Annotated in this window: 5 protein-coding genes; 3 read left to right on the plus strand and 2 right to left on the minus strand. The window is 40.6% G+C overall.

The window, feature by feature from the left end; translation table 11 throughout:
• Positions 1–3: 3 nt before the first annotated feature.
• Positions 4–333: a YtxH domain-containing protein gene (locus ABXZ36_RS02520; RefSeq protein ID WP_354613891.1), complete on the minus strand. Its 330-nt coding sequence runs from the start codon at positions 331–333 to the stop codon at positions 4–6.
• Between the two features lie 359 nt (positions 334–692).
• Positions 693–2,378, minus strand: a complete 1,686-nt coding sequence (locus ABXZ36_RS02525; protein ID WP_354613892.1) for a glutamine--tRNA ligase/YqeY domain fusion protein — start codon at positions 2,376–2,378, stop codon at positions 693–695.
• Positions 2,379–2,639: 261 nt separating this feature from the next.
• Here ABXZ36_RS02525 and ABXZ36_RS02530 point away from each other — a divergent pair, with 261 nt between their 5' ends.
• The 3 genes from ABXZ36_RS02530 (at position 2,640) to ABXZ36_RS02540 (ending at position 24,422) form a co-directional block, all read left to right on the plus strand.
• Positions 2,640–4,898: a T9SS type B sorting domain-containing protein gene (locus ABXZ36_RS02530; RefSeq protein ID WP_354613893.1), complete on the plus strand. Its 2,259-nt coding sequence runs from the start codon at positions 2,640–2,642 to the stop codon at positions 4,896–4,898.
• 29 nt (positions 4,899–4,927) lie between these two features.
• Entirely contained in the window at positions 4,928–7,012 is a 2,085-nt protein-coding gene (locus ABXZ36_RS02535; protein WP_354613894.1) for a PorP/SprF family type IX secretion system membrane protein, read from the plus strand.
• A gap of 484 nt (positions 7,013–7,496) precedes the next feature.
• Complete coding sequence (locus ABXZ36_RS02540; protein ID WP_354613895.1) at positions 7,497–24,422, plus strand: T9SS type B sorting domain-containing protein; 16,926 nt, start codon at positions 7,497–7,499, stop codon at positions 24,420–24,422.
• Positions 24,423–24,441: the final 19 nt, after the last annotated feature.

The following is a 24,441-nucleotide window of genomic DNA, read 5'->3' on the forward strand; positions in this document are numbered from 1 at the left end:
CGTTTATTTCTGCAGTTGGGCATTTTTTTGCCTTAACTCTTCCAATTTCTTCTCTAAAGTTACAATAATATCATCTGCCTTATAACTCATGCTAGAAATCGTTTGTTCTAACTTTTTTTCAAAATCTACTTTTTTGGCATCTGCAGTTTTAGTAAGTTCATCTGTTAGGTGAGAAACGCGTTCGGTTACGTCTTTTGTGGTATCCATCGCTTTTTTCTTTATTTTTTTTCTGGTCTTAGTTCCTTTATCTGGAGCGTATAGTATTCCTACAGCAACACCTATTGCGGCACCTGTTAATAGAGCTAAGAATGTATTTCCTGTATTGTCTGACATGTGTTTAAATTTAAAGATTAATATTCTATTTAGCTTAAAAGATACCATCAAATCTCTAAACTCACTGTTAAGAATCGGTTAAATCAAAATTAATCGAGAAAAGACAAGGGGAGTAAAATGTTTTTGAAATTGCCTTTCAATCCTAAAGTGAAGAGGCAAGCGTGGATAAATTGATTTCATCCATAAAATTTTTGACTGTATTCTCAATATGGTCATTCTAGGACTATGTAATGAGGTATTAAACAGAGGGACACAATCGCCCAGTAATAAATTAAAAAGCCCCTGAGAGGGGCTTAAAATTAATTCTTTTTGATAAAAAATAACCATTGGTATGTTTCTACGGATAGGAAATGGCTATATTATTCTTTTTCTTGAATTTTACCCCACGTATCCCTTAAACCAACTGTGCGGTTGAATACTAGCCTTTCAGGAGTGGCATCTTTTTCAATATTGAAATAACCCAAACGTTGGAATTGGAAAATATCACCGATTTGTGCCTCTTTTAAACTTGGTTCCACATAGCCAGTTATAATCTCTAGTGAATTTGGATTTACAAAATCCATAAAATCCTTTTCTTTATAGGCGTCAGGTGTGGCATCTGTAAAAAGACGATCGTATAATCTGATTTCTGCCGGTAGAGCATGGGCTGCTGAAACCCAATGTAATGTTCCTTTTACCTTTCTAAGACTTTCTTCTGTACCGCTTCCACTTTTGCTTTTTGGATCGTAAGTACATTGTATTTCTGTAATAGTACCAGCTGCATCCTTGGTACAACGCTCCGCTTTTATGATATAGCCATTTTTGAGTCGGACTTCGCCTCCTAATTTTAGCCTAAAAAACTTCCGATTTGCCTCTTCCTTAAAATCATCTTGTTCAATATAAAGTTCTTTCGAAAATGGTACTGTTCGGTATCCAGCTGAATCGTCTTCTGGATTGTTTTCCGCTTCAAGCCATTCTACCTCTCCTTCAGGATAATTGGTAATGATTAATTTGACTGGATCTAAAACAGCCATTACGCGGGGTGCTATTTTATTGAGGTGCTCCCTAACACAAAATTCTAACAAGGAAACATCTACCACATTTTCCCTTTTTGCAATCCCTATGGTATCCACAAAGTTTCGAATGGATTCCGGGGTATATCCCCTTCTTCTTAATCCAGAAATGGTAGGCATTCTAGGATCGTCCCACCCTGTTACCACATTTTGCTCTACCAATTGTAATAACTTGCGTTTACTAACAATGGTGTGACTCAGGTTTCTTCTTGCAAATTCCCTTTGTTTTGGGCGGACGTTATTGGGTTCAACGACTTGATTTAAGAACCAATCGTAAAGTTCTCTGTGCATTGCAAATTCCAACGTACACAAGGAATGGGAAACGTTCTCTATGTAATCACTTTCTCCATGCGTCCAATCATACATTGGATAAATACACCAATCGGTATTGGTACGATGATGAGCCTTATGAAGTATTCTATATAGAATGGGATCCCTCATCAACATATTAGAGGACGACATATCTATTTTAGCTCGCAAAACGTGTTGACCTTCTTTAAAATCACCATCTTTCATGGCTTTAAAAAGGTTTAGATTCTCGTCTATGGACCTTTCCCTAAACGGGCTATTCGTTCCAGGTTCTGTAGGGGTGCCTTTTTGTTTGGCGACATCCTCAGACGACTGGCTATCCACATAGGCTTTATTTTCTTTTATGAGCTTTATGGCCCAATCGTACAATTGCTGAAAGTAATCTGACGCATAACATTCGGTATCCCATTCAAAACCAAGCCATTCTACATCTTTTTTTATGGCGTCTACATACTCCTGTTCTTCCTTGGCAGGATTAGTATCATCGAACCTTAGGTTTACGGGTGCATCATAACGCAATCCTAGTCCAAAATTTAAACAAATGGAGCTGGCGTGCCCAATGTGTAGGTACCCATTGGGTTCTGGTGGAAATCGAAATCGAAGTTTTTCTTTGGAGAAGCCATTGGCTAAATCCTCATCAATAATGTGCTCTATAAAATTAAGAGACCTAGATGTTTCGCTCATGTATTTGTATTAAGAGCACAAATGTAGCAAAAATGCGGTGATCACATGGAAGAAAAACAGATGACCCTGTAATAAAAGGGTTTCACAACAGAATTAATCCCTAAGACAACATTAAGTTTTCAGGGCTATAATTAAATACAATATTTGTTGTTATATACCATAGAGCTATAAGGTTATCAAGGTTTTATTAACAATCTAAAGTCTTTTATATACCAATTATGTAAAAGATTTTCCTAGTAGTTCTATGAATAAACCCAGATTATGAGATCAAAAAAAAATATTAGGCCATACATTATTCTAATTGCCTTTTTATTATTGGGATGGTCACATGCCATAGCACAAACCCTAAATAAACCGATTCCTGCGGACAACCCAAATATAGCGGGTAATAGTCCTTGGACCGCTGTTTGTGCCTCTTCAGATTTTAATGAATACTTTGTAAAGTTTACTTGGAACACGCCACTAGTTAATAGCAACAACTCTTTTATATTAGAATTATCCGATGCGAATGGAAGTTTCACTACTCCTACCCAACTGGCATCCGACAATACAAAGAACACCACATTTAATTTTGATTTTAGATTTGAATTACCCAATACTGCAAGGGGTGATGGTTATAAATTAAGAGTAGTAAGTACAAGCCCGGCAAAAACAAGTCCGGCTTCAGACGCTTTTTCAATGTATTATATAGATTTTAAATCTTCTTTATTGATTAGTCCAAACGGAAACGGGAATATCCCTTCGGGAGGCACCATAGAACTTTGCGACGGTAATAGCGCAACCTTAGCCGTACACAATGTAACAAATCCACAGACTTATCGGTATAATTGGTATAGGAGTGGAACACCTCTTGCAGAGAAAAGTCATACTATAACAATAACTCAGGCCGGTATTTATATGGTTGAAGTGGATTATGGTTCTTTATGTTCTGGTTCTGCCAATACCTTATCTAATGATATTGAAATTACCACAGGGGCAAGTTTAGGAATTGCGCTAAATACCCCTTCTAAAACAGCATTGTGTAGTGGCGAAACTGAAACTTTAGAAGCAAATATAATGGGTCAAGGGCTGTCCTATACTTGGTTTAAAAATGGAACAGCCGTTACAGGGCCTACTGTTGACGCACATACCTACGCCGTTGATGCCTCAATTCCCGGTTTTGAAGGCGAATATGCGGTAGAGATAGATGGAGATGGCACTTGTTTGGAGCGTTCTTCAGGGGTAACTATTACAAATGCAGGCGATTTTACTGTAACCAGAAATAATGACCCTAATATTGTTTTATTGCCGAGTCAAACTAAAACACTTTCTGTGACCACCTCTGCTTCTTCCCCTGTTTACCAATGGTATAAGGATGGAGTTATTTTAGCGGGTCAAATAAGCAATACATTAAATGTCAATCAACCTGGAGGGTATTTTGCAAGGGTTTCACAAAGTGGTGGTGCGTGTGCCGCTACTGCCATTGATTCTGAAATTACAACTGTTGTAATTCCGGCCTCTTTTGAAATTACCATAGCCTATACCGCTGAATATGAAGATTGTAAGAACAATAGTATAGTTTTGGGCGTAGCAACTATAAATGCGCTAGATACTCAAGGAGTTAAAACCGACGTCACTTCTGAACTTATCGGAAACTTTACATATCAATGGAAAAAAGATGGTATAGGAGTCAACGGCGCCACTGCTAGTTCAATTAGCTTAACGGATATTTCTGAAAATGGTATTTATGAATTAGATGCTGTTGTAGAAACGTATAGTCCTACTTCTAACACCTTAAGTGTTTTGCTTTTGGTAAATGAAACTTTAGCGATTACCGCTAGTAGTTTGGTAAGTTGTAATGATGCTGAATTTATCACTATTAGCACAACAACAGATCTATCCTCAACCACCTTTGATTGGATCAAGGATGGGGTAGATTTAAATAGTTTAACCGAAACGTTGAATGTTTCAGAAACGGGAAAATACCAATTGGTTGTGTATAGAAACGGTTGTCCTTTGCCTTCTAATGAGATAACTATTTCACCATTGGATGATTCGTTGATTACGTTAGATTCGCCTAATACGGTTGTGTTCCCAACTGGAGGATCTAAAACAGTTACGGCAAGTGGTGGAACAGCCTACCAATGGGTGGATATAAACAACGTTTTATTGAGTGATTCGGCATCTGTGACCTTTACCGAAGAGGGCAGTTATTTATTGATTGCCAATATAGAGAACTGTGAAATAACTAAGCAAATTACGGTGGTATTACAAGATATATTCAAGGTGCCCAATGTAATAACCGTTAATGGCGATGGTATCAATGACCAATGGATCATTCCCAACACTTATTCTAGGAATAAGGATATCAATGTATTGATATATAACGCAAAGGGGGAGGTCATATTAAATGTTTTCGATTACCAGAACAACTGGCCAGAATCCACAATTGCCTTTAAGAAACAGAATATGGTTTTTTATTATAAAATAAAAACCAGTAAAGAGGTTTTAAAACAAGGCACCATAACTATCATACGATAAAGATTATGTTTAAGCAACCCATTATATATATGCTATTGTTCATTATGGTTCTGACCAAGGTCGGAGCACAGGAGGAGAACCCTTTTGTGGCCTATGATGTCCCAGCACAAAACTTACTGAAGTTTAATCGGTTTCTGATTAACCCTACTTTTTCTACGGTAAGGGAAGACAAATCCTATGTGAATCTTTTACACAGAAACCAATCAGTATCTTTTAATGATAACAATCAAACCTATTTTTTAAGCTATAGTGGACGTATAGATGATAGATCCGGGTTGGGCTTGAGCCTTTACACCCAAAGGGAAGGCATTATTAGCAATTATGGAGTTTTGGCGAATTACGCCTATGGGATTAAATTAAGTGATAAAAGTAACTTTACCTTTGGTGCTAACGTATCTTATTACAACAGTGGCTTTGATCGAAACAGGTCCAATCCCATAGAAGAAGATCCTTTATTGAATGGTTTTCAAGACAGTTCTCTACTGTCTGTACAACCTGGATTTAATATTTCTTATGGTAAATTCGATTTTGGTCTGTTTGCGGAAAATCTCTTCGATTATAATATGAAGAGCAGTCAGTCCGTTACTCAGTTCAACGAGAAAACCTTTTCAGGACATTTACAATATACCCATCAGTTTAATAACCAAAGCGGGATTATGGAATCTTCGCGTTTGATGCCTATGGCCAGAGTTCGCAAAGTAGGTGAAAATGAGGTTGTATTGGGCGGAAGTCTTATTTTAGACCTTCCAAAGCTAGGGTGGGTACAAGCGGGATATGACGATTTCTATGGAGCTGCGGCTGGAATAGGATTTAATTTGAATAAACGCTTATCCCTAGGATATACAATGGAAAAAGGGTTATCTAATAATTTTGACAATTTTGGGGTTACCCATGAGATTTCCTTTGCGTATTCCTTTACACCTAACCTTACAGAGGATCGGGTAATGTTGGAAGATCAAGAAGAAGAAGAGTTAGCCAGTTTGGAGGAAGAAATAAATATAGATGAGGCAGTAACATCTAAGGATGACGAAATAGAAAAATTAAAAATGGCATTGGCCGAAAACAATGAAATACTTGCAGAGCTCATGTTCCGTCAAGATTCCTTAGAGGAGAATAGAAAGACCGATTTGGAAAAGCGATTTGAAATGGTGATGCGCATGGTCCGCAACGAAACCCAAGGAAAGCGACCAGATCTGGAAGAAAAGGCCAAAAGTATGTATTTCTTAAATAACGATAATGTTCTTGCAGAGAATTCTAAAATTGAGGTTAGTACAGAACAACCTTCCGTAAGGGACGATTTTAAAAGGATAATTACATATTCTGAAACTAAAAATACAAATGGTATAAATCCGAGGGAGCGAGTTAGGGACGAAGTGGTTTCTAGAAAAGCAATAGTTGAGGATGAGTTTACCCAAGTGACCAAACAAAATAATATTAAAAGTAGGAGGTTCCAAGATCTTGATGGTGTTGCAGATGGGTATTATGTAGTGGCCAACGTATACAAGGGAGAACACTACCTCAATAAATTTGTGGTAGATCTTAACACGAAAGGCTTAGAAGCAGATTATTTCACCAATAAGAACAATGGCTTAAAATATGTTTATTTGAAGCGTTTCGATACCTGGCAAGAGGCCGTTGCAGCTTATAAATCCAACGTGGATGGCACCTATGCAGGGGACAAATGGATCATGAACGTGGACAACAATAAATATAACGATGCGGATAAGGCCTATGTGGACAATGTGAGCAAAATCAAGAAGCAATCTACGAAATACGGAGTTGACGTACTTCAAAAGAATATCGTTGCAAAGGACAGGGTGACTTCCAATACACCATCAACCCAGGCCTTTAAAATTAACGGTGTGGATTCTGGTTACTATATTATTGCCAATGTGTTCTCTAATCCAAACAATGCCAACCGCTTTGTGAAAATGTTGAATGCCCAAGGCTTGAACGCAAGTTACTTTATCAATCCAAAAAACAACTATCGCTACGTATATCTTAAAAAGCATGGTTCTTGGAACAATGCTTTGGTATCCTATTACTCTAAAATCAATCGGGCTTATGATCAGAAAATGTGGATCATGAAGGTTACCCCTTCTCTTATAGCTTAAAAAGGAGAAATCAAATGAATTGAAAAGGGGTGTAATTTGATTAAATAGGTAGTTGTAAAAGAGATAGAAATTAAGTAACAGAAATTCAGTTTCATGCCCAAATTCCTTTAGGATCTATCCCATTTTTCTTATTCAAATTTTATAGCTAGGTCGTCCTTACTACGCCAAAATAGGTGAAGAACACCCGTTTACCGTTAATTACTGCATTTTGTCGAATTCTCATTATTGCCCCATTTTATAGAAAAAGAGATCAAACCATACGTAAAATGTGTTTCACAACATAATTTTACCTCCCTACAACAATAACTTCTTAGCCTAAGTATTATATACAATATTTGTTATTGATTGTTAGGGTTTTGGAACTTCCCCATGGTTTTCTCAATGAAAAAAGCGATACCAAATCCAACTTCCTGCAATTCAAAATAACAAAAACGCATATCTACCAGAAATGGATCGTGTGGGTTTTAACAAATGAATTAGCCGAATGAAAGTTACCTTATTTTCAAAAATAGTCCTGGCCATTGTCATCCTTTTCGGGTATGCTGGATTTTCACAGGAATTTAATAATTTTCAGGTACGATACCAGGATAATATTAAAGGAGACCTGACCTTTATTGCAAATAACATTATTAACCGTGACGGTGGTTCGGGTACAACAAGGCCTAATAACGCCTACAACAACTTGAGCACCAATGGAAATGGTAATGCAGAATCCGGAGGAGCAAATAATTACAATGACTACAAAAACATGCAGTATATTGATGTGGATGGGGACACATCAACATTTAGCTCAAGTAGTGCTAATTTAACCTATCCTTCCCCGGAATGTAACCAGATTAGATATGCAGGGCTTTATTGGTCTGCGACCTATCCTAGCGCACAGGGCGGGCAGAGTATTGGTACAGGAAGGCAAACTGATTTTAATAGAGTAAAATTAAAGGTACCAGGGGGTACCTATGTTGATATTACGGCTAACGAGGTGTTGTACGATGGCTTTACCAGTACGGACGCGTCCATGAGAACAAATAGCCCTTATGCCTGTTATGCAGATGTGACCTCTATATTGTCTGGTCTTGCCAATCCACAGGGGACCTATACTATTGCCAATGTGAGATCTATTATTGGTAACGGAGTATCCGGTGGTGCTGCCGCAGGCTGGACCTTGGTTGTTGCGTATGAAAACCCTACCGTTACAGGAAAATTGATAACAACATTTGATGGCTTTGCAAGGGTAAACGGAGCCAATCCAACCGTGAATGTTAACTATACTGGTTTTGAAACCATCCCGGCAGGTCCGGTAAAAGCAAATATTGGTGTTGCGGCCCTTGAGGGGGATTTTAGAATTAGTGGAGACCAACTTAGTATAAAAGCAGCCAGTAAAGCAACATTTACCCAGTTGAGCAATGCAACCAACCCGGCGGACAACTTCTTTAACAGTAACATCACCTTAAATGGAGTATCGGTCAACAACAGAAACCCCAACAGCACCAATACACTTGGGTACGACACAGATTTCTTTTTCTTGGACAATCCCGTCAATGCCACTTTGCCCAATTCAGAAAGTGCTGCTACTTTTAGGTTCACGTCAACAGGGGATCAATATTATCCTTTTTTCAATTCTTTTAATGTAGAAATAATTGAACCGGAGATAGATGTTACTAAAAATGTAGAGGACGTCATGGGCAATAACATTGCCAACGCCGACGTAACCCTAGGACAGGAAATGTTCTATATTCTGAAGTTTCAAAACATAGGAAATGATGATGCGGTAAATTTCACTTTAAAGGATGCGCTGCCCACCAATGTGGATTTTCTTCCAAGTGGTCTGGTACTGCCCCCTCCTATTAATGGACAAGCTATTACATATGTTTATGATGATGTTAATCATGAAATTGTTTTTACTGTACCCAACGAATTTGTACAAAAGGGAGACCCACAATACACCATAAAGCTAAAGGTAAGGGTGGTTCCGGATTGCTACAGATTAAGGGACGCCTGTTCCAACATCATACAAAACACTGCATATGCCACATATAGCGGATCTTTTAACAATAATATCATTACCGATGACCCAAGTGTCTCCAAGTTTGACAATTGCGGTTATGCAGTTCCAGGTGCGACTAACTTTTTGGTAAATCTAGAAGATTGTGATTTTACTAGAGAACAATATTTATGCGGAAGTACGGCTACGTTGACCGCAGGTACAGGTTTTGACACGTATGAGTGGAGGAATCAAAATGGCACTGTTGTTGGAAATACCCAAAGCATAGTGGTTACCCAACTGGGCACCTATACAGTAACTAAAACGGCTCCTGCACCTTGTTTGACTTTTGACGAGGTGATAGAGGTGGTTCCCTTTAGTAACAATGTTCCAAATCCAGTAATTCCTTATGCGGATATTGTAGATACATGTTCCAATGATGGTTCATCACTTCCTAAAATATTTTTGTGCGGTGCCAATGATGAGCGATTAATAGAAACCACTTTTACAGATGCTATTTCTTTTGCATGGCAAAAATTAGATGAGGGGAGTTGTTCTGCCCCAGCCTCTGACAATTGTGTGACCACTAACGCATCTTGTGTTTGGAATACCGTTGCCACTACAGAGGATTATATAGCAACCGAGGAAGGAACTTTCCGTTTTGTTGTAAGTTATGAGAATGGGTGTTCCAATCGTTTCAACTTTAAAGTATATGAAAACATACTTTCTCCTGATGTCATTAAAAAGGATATCATGTGTGGGCAACCAGGAAATATTACCATTACCAATGTTCCCGGCAGTTATGAGTATAGCCTAGATCAAAACGATTGGAGTTCCTCAAACACTACGGGTGTATTTGATATTGTAACTCCTGGATCATATAATGTATATATTAGACAACAGAATGTATCTACCAATCCATGTATCTTTGTTGTTAATAGTATTGATATATTCCAAAGAAATTTCTCCGTAAATGTTACTAAGACAGATCCATTATGTATAAATGATAAGGGAAGTATTAGCATATCTGTAAACGATGTTGATCCCCAATACTATTATGAATTAAGACAGGGTGGGTCATTAGTTGACTCATTTGGCCCTTCAGATGATAATAATTACACCTTTGCCTCCGTAAATATTGGAGACTATACTATCGTTGCCACAACAGATGATGGGTGTTCTTATTCTCAAGATGTTTCCATTGCATCCAACTCTACAATGAGTGCTTCGGCAGTGGTTTCCCAAAATGTGAGCTGTAAGGAAGGAAATATACAAGTAAAAGGAGCAGGAGGCTCTGGACAGTATTATTATGCAATTTGGAGTTATATTAACGAGAGCGGAGTTGGAGGACCACTTTACAACGAAATTAACGATATACCTGCATCGGAATTTCAAACCAGTGTAATATTTGATGTAAAGATAGGGGAGCAGGGCACGTATCAATATGTTGTTTTAGATGGAAACAACTGTGCTGCCATTTCCAACCCTGTAACCATTGCCTTGGAGGAAGAAGCAGAATACACTGTAAATTCTACCGATGAGACTTGTTTTAATGCCAACGATGGAACGATAAGTGTAAATCTTATAAATGACAATGGATATAATCTAGAATATAGTATAGATAATGTAAATTTCTTTCCGAGCAGCAATTTTTCTGATTTGTCTCCAGGAGATTATGTGCTTTATGTTCGATTAAAAAAGGGGAACCGAGACTGTGATTATTTTTACCCCATTACCATACAGCCAGCTGCAGAAATAACAGCCACCGCTACCTTGACACAAAACTATACCTGCCTTCAAAATGGGATCATTTCCTTTTTAGGGATCACAGGTGGTTCTGGAAGCTATGAATATAGTATAGACGGGGTTACCTTTGGTGCGACTACAACATATTCTAATTTAACAGATGGGATTTATTCTCCGAGTATTAGGGATACCAACAACCCTGCTTGTGTTATCTCCTTACCACAAATAATTATTGATCCGTTAAGCGCACCTACAGATCTAATTTTTAGCGCAACTCAAATTACATGTGCAACCCCTACCTCTAACGTTACACTAAGTACTTCAGGAGGCTCAGGTGCGTTGACTTACCGTATGACGAGTCCGTCTGTAAAAAATGCAGATTCGACGGACGGAGTTACAGCAACTTTCAACGGATTGGCTGTTGGCACTTACACCTTTGAGGTAACCGATGAGAATAACTGTACCTATACCGAAAACTATACCATCAATGACATAACCTATATAGCGGTTAATGGAGCTCTAGTGAACAATGTGAGTTGTTTTGGCGGCAATGATGGGGCAATTGATTTTAATGTAGCCGGATTTGGCACCACCTATCAATATACCATTAATGGAGGAACAGCTATCACCGGACAGTCTTCTCCCACTATAAATCTTACCGGTCTTATTGCCGGCGACTACATCATTGTGGTAACGGATGAAGCCACGGCTTGTGCAGACACCGCGACCATTACCGTTAATGAACCTTCGGCAGCCCTAGGATTCACTTTTACTGTTTCACCTCTAACCTGTGCGGCCAATGGATCAGTTTCCATCTCAGCTTCCAATGGGTGGGGAGGGTATACCTATCAATTGACACAACCGGATGCAAGTGTTCTTGGACCAAAAGCAAGTAATGTTTTTTCTGGGCTTACTCAGACAGGCACCTACACCGTAAGTGTTGTGGATGCTGGGGGTTGCATTGTTACCAATACCTTTACTATAACCGCTCCTGTAAATCCCACAGTAACCTTAGATCCTACTACGGATCTATGTTATTCACCTTCAACAGGCGTTAGTTTAACCGCTACGGCTACCGCTGGCGTTACCCCATATACCTACAGTTTAAATGGGGCACCTGCCCAAAATGGAAATGTATTCAACAACCTGACTCCAGGATCTTATACCGTAGTGGTAAGGGATGCCTATGGTTGTACAGCTACTTCAAACACTGTTGTTGTGGAACCACAATTGACAGTAGCTTCAGTTTTGACAAAGGAATTGGATTGTAGTGCCTCCCCAGATGCGGTAATCGACATCACTATTAATGGAGGATATGCTGGGTATTCATATCAAATAAATGGGGGTGCAAGCACCGCCGTTATTGGAAATACGATTACGTATACTACCTCAACCGACGATACTTTTATCTTTACTATTACTGATTCTGAAGGGTGTACGGCTCAGACCACTGTGATTGTGGATCCTATTACGACCCCTGTTGCAATCCATAATGCTATTGATCCAGATTGCGACGGCGCTACTAACGGTAGTGTCGAAATAATCATAGATGGTAATTTTGGAACACCGGCATACCAAGTAGATTTTAATGGTATGGGCCTCTCTGCCCAAACCCTATATACAGGCTTGGGAGCTGGAACCTACACCTATGTTGTAGAGGATAGCAAAGGATGTACCTATACCGATAGTGTTACCCTAACAACTCCAAACCCTATTGCCGCTGATGCCGTATTGACGCAACCATATACTTGTTTGCAAGATGGCATAATTCAAGCACAAAATGTTATGGGAGGAACAGCTCCTTACACCTACAGTATTGATGGTGTTACTTTTGGAGGGTCAGATACTTTTACCAATTTAACAGATGGCACCTATACCATTACCGTAAGGGATGCTAGTGGGTGTACATTTGTTACCAATAGTATCATCATACCTGCTTTAGACCCACCAAGAGATATAGCTTTTAGTGCAACAGCACCAAATTGCCCTGCGCAAACATCTGACGTAACCTTAACTGTTACAGGAGGTACAGGGTTAATTACCTATGAGATTACGGCACCTACAGCGTTCAATAACGGAAACAGTAATATGTTTGCAGGATTGGCACCAGACACGTACACCTTTTTGGTGACGGATGCCAATGGATGTGCATATACCGAAACCTTTACCATATCGCCTGTAACTCCTATTACTATTACCGGCACTTTGGTTAGTAACGTAACTTGTTTGGGAGCAGCTGATGGGGTCATCTCTTTTGATGCCTCTGGTTTTACTTCCACATACCAATATACTATAAACGGCGGGACCCCCGTAACTAATCAAACGGCGACTACAACAACAATAAATGGTTTGGTTGCTGATGATTATATCATCGTGATCACAGATGAAACTACCTTGTGTTCCGATACTACGACCATCACCGTTAGCGAACCGGCTACACTATTGACAATAGACGCTATTGCAGTTACCGATCCCACTTGTTCCCCTAGTGGAACAGTGTCTGGTTCCGTTGCTATTACCGTTTCTGGTGGATGGGGAGGCTATACCTATGAGATTACAGATCCTAGTGGAGCTATAACGTTCAATAATACCGGTACTTTTGGCGGCTTATTGGATACTTCTGCACCTTATAATGTAGCTGTAACCGATGTGAATGGATGTGCTGTCACCAGTACATTTACATTAAATCCTATTATTGCACCAGATCTTACCATAAGTGCCAATAGTTTATGCTATGATGCCTCCACAGGGCTTACCATTACCGCAACAGTAGCTTCAGGTGGACAAGCTCCCTTCCAATATAGCGTGAATGGTGGAGCATACCAATCTAGCAATGTCTTTTCAGGATTGGCTCCTGGCACCTATATCGTAGATGTTATAGACAGTAAGAACTGTACGGATTCAGAAACAATTACTGTGAATCCTACCCTTACTGTAAATGCTACTTTGGTAAAGGATATGGATTGTACTGCCTCCCCTGACGCACAAATTAGGGTATCAATTTCTGGGGGAACCAGCACGTTTACTTATGAAGTTCTTTTGGATGGCGCTCCATTCCAGGCAAGTACTGCTGTTCCAACAATACCTTTTACGTACACAACAGGAACCGCAGGTTCTTATGAGTTTATCATTAGCGATGGTTCTGGTTGTACCATTACCTCAAATACTATTATAGTTAGCAGCAATGTCCCTCCAACAGCAGCACCAGTGGTAACAGAACCACGTTGCGCTGGCTCTGCTGACGGATCTGTAAATTTGGGCGTTACAGGTGGAACACCACCTTACCAGATTGTTTTTAACGGAAGCACCCCATCAACCCAAACCGTTTATTCTGGTTTGGCTGCGGGGAATTATAATTATACCATTACGGATGCTAAGGGATGCCAGACTACTGGAACGGTTACTTTAACAGACCCACCAGCCCTAACGTTGACAACGGCTGTTTCACAAGATTATACTTGTACTACGGGTTCTGCTACCATAGATGTGACTAGTGCAGGGGGAGGAACTGCTCCTTATGCCTATAGTATTGATGGTGTAAATTTTGGACTTGGAACTTCTTTTTCTGGATTAACTGCCGGGACGTATACCATTACAGCAAGGGACGCCAATAATTGTACTGTTACAAGTACAGAAACTATCGATCCACTAAATGCCCCAACCGATCTTTCTTTCGCATCCACGGCGATGACTTGTCCTGCAGAAGTTAGTAACCTAACGGTGAGTGTAACTAATGGGAACGGACCTTTTACCTATGAGCTGATAGCCCCGGCTCTGAGCTATAGAAACAATGGAAATGATCCTACATTTACAGCACTTACCCCAGGCACTTATACGTTTAAGGTGACCGATGCCAAAGGGTGTACGGTACAGGAGTCCTATACCGTCAATACCATACCTAAGGTTAGTTTGTTGTACCAATTGGTCAAAAATGTGACCTGTAAAGGGGATTCTGACGGAGAATTTGCCTTCACGGTAAGTGACTTTGTGTCCACCTACAGCTATACCGTTACAAATAGTTTTGGCACGATTGTACAATTTGAAAACAATATTTTCCAGACTACTCCTATTCCAGTTATAGGAGTTGCTGCCGACTCCTATAGCATAAACGTAACTGATGATACCACTACGTGTATGGCTTCTGCACCAGCTGTGATCAGTGAGCCATTCCTTGCCTTGGATTTTAGTACAACCAATACAGATGTGACCTGTTTGAACAATGCTGCGATTACGGTAAATGCCACGGGGGGCTGGAGTTCCTACCAATACCAATTAATGGATGCCACTAGTACAGTTACCATAGTGCCTTATCAAGGGAATAGGGTTTTTAGTAACGTTCCGGCTGGCGATTATACCGTTTATGTAATGGATGCCAATGGATGTGTTGTGAACAAACCTATTTCCATTTCTCCAGCTTCAGCACCTAATTTAGTTTTAAACGGTAGCTCGGACCTTTGTTATGATGCCGATGGAGTGTCAATCATTTTAGACGCATCTGCTGGCCAAAGTCCTTATCGATATAGGGTTAATGGAGGTGCTTATCAATTAAGCAACATCTTTAACGGGTTAATACCCGGAACCTATGATTTTGATGTTATAGATGCTTACGGTTGTGAGGCGATTACCTTACAAATAGTAGTACCCAGAAGGTTAATTGTAGCAAGTGCAGTATTAACTAAGGGCATAACCTGTTCTGCAACAACCGACGCCGTAATTGATGTTGCAATTGATGGTGGGTATACCCCATATGATCGTTATGAGTATAGCACTGATGGAGGTGCCACCTTTATACTAGGAGGAGCAATAACGGGAGCTACTTTTAGCTTTAGCACCAATACTGCAGGGGACTATATTTTTAGGGTATATGATGATTATGGTTGTGATGCATTTTCCAACACAATCACTGTTAGCCCCACAGAACAACCTGAATTGTCTGTAACGGCAACGGATCCATTATGTAATGGAGATGCTACAGGTATGTTGAACATTACGATAGATAGGTCCAAAGGAATTGGACCGTTTACAACGGAAGTTATTGAAATTGGAACACCAACTAATTACGGAAATCAAACTGCAGGTTTACCTGCAGGGAATTATGAGGTTACTATTACCGATAGTAAAGGGTGTGCTTCCAATCCTTTTGCCATTACCATTGGGCAACCAGATCCAATAGCCTATGATTATTCTGTAACTCCGATACAATGTGATGCGGGTGGAATAGTTAATGGAGCTATCACTGTTGAAAACCTAACAGGAGGAACGGCTGAATTCAGCTATTTCTTAACGGGTAACAATGGATACTCTCAGCAATACGACACTACTTCTGGTGGTGAAGATCACACTTTTACTATTTTAGAATTTGGTATTTATGAAATTGATGTGGTGGATGCCAACGGGTGTTCATTGCGCAAAACAGATATTATTGCCTCCCCACCAGATGATCTGGATATAGATGTTTCTGCCATAACAGCTGATTGTACAGCAGGAGGAACTGCATCCGTATCTGTTTCTCCAACATCCGGAGGTAGTGGAAATTATGAGTTTGCCATTTTGGACAGCTATAGTACACCATATGCCACTTCCTATCAGGCTCCAGACGTTCCTAGTGGCGATACGGCCACATTTACCGGGTTGATCCCTGGGGTAACGTATACCTTTGTGGTAAGGGATATTACCAATAATTGTTATTATTTTGAAACTGCGGATGCGCCGATCGATACCCCTTCAAATTTGACATACATTTTGGAACCGGTTTCCAATGTTTCTTGTAAAGGAGCTGCAGATGGATCGATATCTTTTAGTTTTGATAATTATGATGGTGGCGCCACTGCTGTTTCCTATGAAATATTCAATTCACAATCTAACATATCTACAGGTATTTCAAACAGTTCTCCAGTAAACCCTCCAGCAGGACCTGTAAGTGTAACAGACTTGGGACCATTGGGACCTGGAATTTACTATATCCTTTTCAAAGAAGTAGGTGGCGCGTATGCGGATTGTTCTGTGGGTTCAGAACGTTTTACCATTGATGAATCTTCGGTCTTATTGGAACTTACAGCTGCATCTGTAAAAGATGACAACTGCCTACCAAATGAGGGTATTATTACCGGTACAGCAACTTACGGCACTTCACCTTATCAATATCAATTCCTGACTCCAGCGGACGCCGCACCAACGGCATCCAGTCCAGGGTGGATTTCACAGAATTATGCGAACGTAGAATATGGGGACTATATCATTTATGTAAAGGATGCCAATAATTGTATTGTATCGGATGCCGTAACCAATAATTTGGAACCAGAATCTACCATTTCAATTGACTTGACAACGGCCTGTGCTATTGAAGGTTCATATGAAATTGAAGTGACCTTGGATAACGATGGGGTATTTCCTTATTATATGAGTGTAGACGGCGGTGCCTTGGAACCGGTAAACCTAAATGTCTCCGGGGATAGTGTATTGGTTTCCAACTTATCTTCAGGTACCCATACCATAAGAGTGGTGGATTCAAGTGGTTGTGGAGAAGCAGCTGAAGCAATAACCATCCATCCACCGTTATTCGCTATGGCGACGCTAACGGCAGAAGAACAGTGCACCCCTGCAAATAGTGCTGAGGTTACCATTATTACTGACGGTGGATCCAATGATTTTACATTTACCCAAACCAATCCAGTTGGTCCGACCCAGATAAATGATCCAGTTTTTACTGGATTGACTAGTGGCACTTATGATTTTGATATTTTAGATAATATTACAGGTTGTAGCAAGAGTGTTTCTATTACTATTGATGCCCCAACCAACCCTATATTTTCCCTTTCTGAAACAGATGTGAGCTGTTATGGAGGTGCCGATGGAACCATTACGGTAGCATTGGATGCAGGAAATTTAGATACTCCTTACCAATACAGTTTGGATGGTGGGACTACTACACAAAACTCTAATATCTTTGCCGGCCTTTTAGAAGGAACGTATACAGTAACCGTAATTTCTGCGAAAGGATGTACCCATGATGAGACCATAACGGTTAATGAACCATCACAATTGGCAATCACTGCCACTGCCTCGGATTATACCTGTGATGATAATGCCAGTACTGTATCTGTAACAATTAATGATGATACTTTTGGTAACCTATCCGGTACAGGCCCTTACTTGTATAGCTTTAACGGCGGTTCTTTTCAGGGATCCGACACCTATATGGTTGCTTACGGATCTCCAGATGTGAGTGTTATTGTTAAGGATGATAATGGTTGTACAGTTTCTACATCAGTGGCCATACCTGCCAGACAAAAGGTAACAGCTACCATAGACCAACTACAGGCTATTAATTGTAGCAATGGTCAAGAGGTTATAGAAATTGTTCCTGCCAATGGTTCTGGTAACTACACGTATACAGAATTGCCAAGTGGTAATGTAGTTTTGGACCCAACCAATATTATACTAACTGCTCCTGGCAATTATGTGTATGAGGTTTTGGATACGACTACGAACTGTTCTGTAATTGTAGAACACAATGTGGCACCATATGACCTTATAGCCGTAACCGCTTCTTTAGTAACAGATGCAACTTGTAGTGATAGTTCTGACGGACAAATGCAAATTAACATAGCGGGCTATATAGGAACCTTTGATTATAGAGTTTTGGATAATGCAGGGAATCCTGTGGCAGGAGCCGCTGGAAGTTCCAATGCGGTATCGGATCCCTTTAATTATGTAATTCTACAAACGTTGCCAGCTGGTATTTATACCGTTGAGGTAACAGAAACACAGAATCCTTTCTGTATAGAAGGTTCCAATTCTGTGACCATTGATGCTCCAGAAGAGGTTGTAGTTGTTGAGGTAAGCAACACCCCGGACAACTGTAATGAGAATGCCATTGTTGTGGTACAGGCAAGTGGAGGAAAAGGCCCATATACCTATGCAGTGGTTTTGGATGGCGCCGCCATGCCAGTAACTTTCCCAGAAGACGAAACCTTAAGTTTGGATTATACCATCGGAGCTAATTGGGATGTGTATGCCCAAGATGCCAATGGTTGTATTTCCCAAGTCTTGGACATTATCATTACCGAGGATACCAGACCTGATATTTCATTGGCGATTGTTGATGAGTGTGAAGACGAAGGTAGCTTCTCAATAAATGTAAGTTTGGACGCGATTAATACAGGTGTTGCCCCTTATAGAATTAGAATAGTTGGTAATGCTTTCCAAAATATAAATGCTTTCCCATACACTTTTAGTAACCTGTCTTCAGGGTCTTACGATATTGAGGTCTTGGATGCTAATGGTTGTGGAGAAATAGAATCGATTACCATTAGTCCTGAACTTGAATTTACCGCTACGGTAAATACGCAGCCTACATGTATTGCAAACGATGGGATCATTGACTTTGCCGTAACCGGTGGATCTGGAGTTAATACTGTAGAATTATTTGAAGCGGATGGAATTACCCCAACCGGAATTGCTCCAGTTGGAAGCCAATTTACTGGTGTGGGCTTTGGCACCTATGTGGTTCGTGTAACGGACAATACTTTAGGAAATCCTGCTAATTGCACCAAGGAAATACAGGTAATTTTGGAAGAACCTACACTGGTAACCTTACAAACTACCCAAAAAACGGATATTAGCTGTTTTGGTGCTGCCGATGGCACCATAAATGTGAGCTTGGTTGCTCCAAGTGCTGGAGTAAATGACAATCCTCCGTATACCTATACCATAGATAACGGAACAGATCCAGCAATTACCCAAAGCACAGGGTTCTTCTCCGGGTTGAATCCAGGGGTTTACAATATCACAGTAACCTCAAACAGGAACTGTGAGGCCACCGATCAGGTGACTATATTGGAACCAATGCAATTAGTGGCTTCTATAAGTAATGTGATCGATTTTGCATGTGATGTCAATAATACTGGGCAAACAGCTTCTTTTGATATTACTGTGGATCCTACTACTGGAACAGGACCTTACTTCTTTAGTATTAATGGAGGGGCTTATTTTGAAGGAACAGGAGTTGCCAAGAACAGATACACCTATGTAACCAATGTTGCAGGTAATTTTACAGTGAACGTTAAGGATAACAAAGGATGCACCATTGTTGCTCCATTGTCACAAACGATAGATCCACTTCCGGTGATCACTGATGTAACGTTTACCCAACAAACGGCAATTACTTGTGCCAATGATGAGGTAGTAAGGTTAACAGTGACCGGAGGTTCTGGAGATTTCACCTTTGATTTATTACCTATGGGAACTGCCACGGTTACTCCGGGATCGGGCTTCAATACTGCCAACTTTACGTTAACGGCCGTTGGAGATTACACCTTTAGAGTTACGGATAATGTAACGGGATGTTATTATACAACAGCTCCTTATACCATAGCACCTTACGATATTATAGATGTTAAGGCAACAGCCATTACTCCAGTAACCTGTTTTGGGGACTCGGATGGTGAATTGAGCCTTCAGGTGAATAATTATTTAGGGAATTACACCTACGAAGTATTGGATGGAGCCGGGGCTTCTGTAACAGGAGTGATGGCATCAAACACCTCAAGCAACCCAAGGTCAATTTCTGGATTACCAGCGGGGAACTATACGGTAAGGGTTATCGCAATAGATACACCTTTTTGTGATGATATTACAAATACAGTGACCATTGCTTCACCTAGTGCAGCGTTAAGTTTATTGGAGATCAACAACACCAATGCAAATTGTAATATTGGTGCACAGGTAAGTGTAAGAGCTAATGGGGGAACCCCAGGTTATACCTATGCTTTTGTGACATCTGGGAATGTGCCCGTCTTAGGAGACTATTCAGGTAGCGCAAACGCAACGTTGAATCCTGCGACATACCCTGCAAATTATGATGTTTATGTAATGGACTCCAGAGGATGCTTTACGTTTATTACTGTAACAGTAAATGAAGATCCATTGCCAACAGTAACGGTTCCAGCTTATGCAGATAACCAGTGTATTTCAAATGGAACTTCATATACTTTCACGGCTACCGGAACGGGTATTGGACCTTTAAGGTATAGCGTTGGAAATGGCTTCCAAACCAGTGCCACGCTTACTGTATCTGCCCCAGGAAACTATACCGTTTCCGTAAGAGACGCTAATGGCTGTATTGCTACTGCACCAATGGTTATATTGCCTCCTTTAGGAGCAACGCCTCAGGCCACAGTGCAACCTTCGTGTGCGCTTAATGATGGTGAAATTACCATTACGGCAGCAGGAGGGTCAGGTAATTATGTTTATGATTTATTGGACAATACAGGGACCAGTGTTATAGGTGGAACTCCTCAGGCTTCCAATTTGTTTACAGGATTGGCACCAGGCAGCTATACTGCGATTGTTCGCGATAATGGTGGTTCAGGATGTGATTTACAGGCAGTTGTTTCTTTGGAAACACCCTCTCCAGTAGTATTTACCTATACACAGGAAGACATTTCCTGTAACGGTGGTGCCGATGGATCTATACAGGTCATCTTGGATGCTTCCAACACTAACCCGCCTTATATCTTTACAATTTTTGATGGGGTAACTACCTTTACTCAAACTAGCAGTTTGTTTACAGACTTGGCGGCAGGAACGTATGATATTACGGTTACCTCTGATAGGAACTGTATAGGTGCTCAAACCGTAACTATTACAGAACCATTACCTGTAACAATTAGCGCCACAAATACTGAGTTTGCTTGTAATGCAAATAATTCGGTAGCACAAGCAATAATTACGGCCACAGGTTCCAACGGAACTGCACCGTATACGTATAGCATCAATGGAGTTAATTTTGTTAATTCCAATACCTTCGCTATCACGGATACCGGCGTGGTACAGAATATTACCGTGACCGTTAAGGATGACAATGGTTGTACCAATACTACCTTGGTCTCCATTAATCCACTGCCAAAAATTACGGCTGTTAATTTCATACAGCAAACAGCGATTACCTGCAGTAATGATGAAACAGTACGCGTTAACGTAGCTGGTGGTTCTGGTGATTTTACTTTCGATCTCTTGCCTATAGGAACCTATACGGTGACTCCTGGAGCAGGAAATCAGACAGCAGACTTCACGCTAACAGCCCTAGGGGACTATGTGTTCAGGGTAACAGATAATGTAACAGGTTGTTATTTCTCGACTTCTCCATATACCATTGCACCTTTCGATGTAATTGAGGTAGTAGCATCCCCTATAACACCAGTAACCTGTTTCGGAGATTCCGATGGTGTGATGTCCTTACAGGTAAACAATTATGGAGGATCATATACCTATCAGGTATTCAGATCCAATGGCACGGCGTTGACCGGTATTGTTACATCAAACACCTCAACGAACCCAATAAGTATTACTGGGTTACCGGCAGGCAACTATTATGTAAATGTTATAGCTACCGGCACACCGTTCTGTGATGATGTTTCAAATACCATTAATATAAAATCACCAAGCAGTCCTCTTCAATTGAATACAGACATTTCTATTGAGATAAGCTGTACTGAACCAGGACAAATAACGGCCAACGCATTTGGAGGATGGGGCACATATACTTATGCCATCGCTCAAGGAACACCACCAGCGGCAGGATCTTTTAGCACTAATAATATTTTTGGCGGACTATCAGCAGGCACCTATGAGATATATGTTAGGGATTTGAACGGATGTGAGGTTTTCTCAACAGAAACCTTGGTGCAGCCTACCCAAATTACAGCAACTGCATTAGCAACCGCAACAATTTTATGTGAAGGCGATTTTGGAGGTCAAATAACCACTACGGTTACAGGTGGGGGAAGACCCGCTCTGGATTCTACTGCGAGATATAACTACATCCTTAACTTTTTGGATCAAGGATTGGTTGGTGCGCCACAAACGTCGAATATCTTTAACGATCTACCAGCAGGAAACTATTCAGTGACAGTTACAGATAGTTGGAACTGTGATTTTACCACGGCAACCGTATTAATAAACGAACCTTCAAAAGTGACGGCCTCTTTGGTAATAACGACGTTGAATACCTGTACTGTTGGTGCCGATCTTAGGCTGACAGCCATCGGAGGCACTGCGCCTTATAGCTATAGCACCTTAGCCTCTGGAGTGTTTACGCCAATGGGCGGAAGTACCGTATCGTTTACCAATATGGCGGTAGGTGCTTATCAATACTTTATTAGGGATGCCAATGGATGTATTTCAAACGTATCGAATACGGTAACTGTAGACGCAGTACCGGAACTGGTTATTACACCTCAGACTATTGTTAATGTGGGATGTTATGGGGAGGCCACAGGTCTGATCCAAGTAAGGGCCATTGGAGGATTAGGAAACTATTCTTATACCTTATTTGCACAAGATCAGATCACAGTGATTAGACCTGCCCAAAGCAGTACTATCTTCAACAATTTGACTGCGGGGACGTATTATATTCAAGTGGACAGTCAGGATTGTATGGATAGGGAACAAGTAGTCATCACTGAAGGAAATGTTTTGACAGCTAACACCCCAATTGTAAATAATCCAATATGTGCTACTGATTTTGGCAGCATAGAAGTTGGTTTGGTAGGTGGTACCGGTACATATCAGTATGCTATATCCCCAAACCTGAATCAGTTTAGCACTAAAAATGTGTTTACAGACTTGGTGCCTGGAACCTATACTATCATTGCACAGGATTCTAATGGTTGTTTGCCATTTATATTTGATCTTGAGATTGTAGCACCACTTCCTGTGGAAGTAACTACTACCTCGGTTCAATCAGAAATTTGTGCCGGTAGCGAAGATGGATCCATAGCGATTAATATTACAGGTGGAACAGCACCATATAGTGCGGCCTTCAACTCTAATAATCCATCGGATTTTGTGCCTGGTCAAACATCGTTCACCGATTTGGGGGCAGGGACCTATGTAATCTTTGTAAAAGATAGTCAAGGCTGTGAAACCAACATCATCGTTGAGATAGAGGAGGGAGTTAATCTAAACGCTGTAATAGCCCCTGTATACGAGTGTACAGAGGCTATGCCAGAGGCCTCCATTATTCTTACTTTGGAGGATGCATCAGTTTCTGGTGATGTATTATACGCCTTGGATTCAACGGATCCAGCGGACATGGTATTGGATCCCAACTTTACCAATATTACCCCAGGCCAACATTATATTACGGTTTCCCATGCCAATGGATGTATCAGGACCATTAATTTTGAGATTGAACAATACGAACCTTTAATGCTAGTATTGGAACAAAATAACATCAATGAAATAACAGCGGTTGCAACAGGAGGAAGACAAAATTATACCTTCTATCTAGGGGATAGGGATAGGGGATCGGATACTACGTTCTTCATTAACAGAACTGACACCTATACGGTAACCGTAGTGGATGAAAATGGCTGTGAGGTTTCCCAACAGATATTTATAGAATTTATAGATATTGAAATTCCAAATTTCTTTACTCCTGATGGAGACGGGCAAAACGACTTCTGGAAACCAAGGAATGAAGAATCATGGCCCAACATACTAACCATAATATTTGACCGTTATGGTAGAGAGGTGTACAGAATGAGATTAAATGATCAGGGATGGGATGGTCTCTACAGAGAAGCAGAGCTACCGACCGGTGATTATTGGTACGTCCTCAAATTGAAGGGAGAAGAAGATGACAGAGAATTTGTAGGACACTTTACCCTATATAGATAAAAAGACTTAACCTAAGTAG

Source organism: Sediminicola arcticus, assembly GCF_040566695.1.
GTDB lineage: Bacteria > Bacteroidota > Bacteroidia > Flavobacteriales > Flavobacteriaceae > Sediminicola > Sediminicola arcticus.

Excerpts from the sequence above, each read along its gene's own strand:
- ABXZ36_RS02520 (WP_354613891.1), bottom strand. The coding sequence starts at position 333 with ATGTCAGACAATACAGGAAATACATTCTTAGCTCTATTAACAGGTGCC.
- ABXZ36_RS02525 (WP_354613892.1), bottom strand. The coding sequence starts at position 2,378 with ATGAGCGAAACATCTAGGTCTCTTAATTTTATAGAGCACATTATTGAT.
- ABXZ36_RS02530 (WP_354613893.1), top strand. The coding sequence starts at position 2,640 with ATGAGATCAAAAAAAAATATTAGGCCATACATTATTCTAATTGCCTTT.
- ABXZ36_RS02535 (WP_354613894.1), top strand. The coding sequence starts at position 4,928 with ATGCTATTGTTCATTATGGTTCTGACCAAGGTCGGAGCACAGGAGGAG.
- ABXZ36_RS02540 (WP_354613895.1), top strand. The coding sequence starts at position 7,497 with ATGAAAGTTACCTTATTTTCAAAAATAGTCCTGGCCATTGTCATCCTT.